The sequence below is a fragment of the Mycolicibacterium arseniciresistens genome (assembly GCF_030519285.1).
Lineage (GTDB): Bacteria > Actinomycetota > Actinomycetes > Mycobacteriales > Mycobacteriaceae > Mycobacterium > Mycobacterium arseniciresistens.
In genome coordinates this window covers 1-586 of the sequence record NZ_JAUMSQ010000577.1, presented here as the reverse complement: position 1 = coordinate 586, position 586 = coordinate 1, and the positions used below count along the sequence as shown (strand labels likewise).

2 protein-coding genes and 1 pseudogene are annotated in these 586 nt (G+C 71.0%); all 3 read left to right on the top strand.

The genetic code is table 11. The features are described 5' to 3' along the window. Positions 1 to 147 (top strand): annotated as a pseudogene (locus Q2100_RS31595) (type II secretion system F family protein); the annotation flags it as partial. A gap of 57 nt (positions 148 to 204) precedes the next feature. After that, positions 205 to 408 (top strand): DUF4244 domain-containing protein, encoded by a 204-nt coding sequence (locus Q2100_RS31590; protein ID WP_302917170.1) that lies wholly within the window; start codon positions 205 to 207, stop codon positions 406 to 408. 35 nt (positions 409 to 443) lie between these two features. Then, positions 444 to 586 (top strand): TadE family type IV pilus minor pilin (locus tag Q2100_RS31585; protein WP_302917171.1); only part of this gene is annotated, 143 nt, incomplete at its 3' end.

Genomic DNA, 586 nt, shown 5'->3' with positions numbered 1-586 from the left:
GACGCCGCGGGGGCGGCGGCCGAGCGCGCCTCGGTGCTCATCGCCGCGCCGCTCGGGCTGTGCTACCTGCCGGCCTTCCTGTGCCTGGGCATCGTGCCCGTCGTCGCCGGACTGGCCGGCGACGTCCTGCAGACAGGCGTGCTGTGACGGCGGCGGTACGTGGACCGGCCACGGACGCCGAGGATGATCGAAGAAGGGAAACCGATGCTGGACAACATGATTCGCGATGTACGGTTGCGGCTGACGCTGCTGGTGGTCGACGAGGAGGGGATGTCGACGGTCGAGTACGCCATCGGCACGATCGCCGCCGCGGCGTTCGGGGCGATTCTCTACACGGTGGTCACCGGCGACTCCATCGTCAGCGCGCTGACCAACATCATCAGCCGTGCCCTGAACACCAACGTGTAGCCGGCCGGTGCCGTGGCGAGGCGGGTGCGGTCACCGTGGAGGCGGCGTTCGCCGTCGCGGCAGTTGTCACGGTCCTGGTGTTGTGTGCGGCGGGCGTGTCCGCGGTGGCGATGCAGGTGCGCTGCCTCGACGCCGCACGCGAGGCGGCGCGGTTGGCGGCCCGCGGTGACGACCGGTC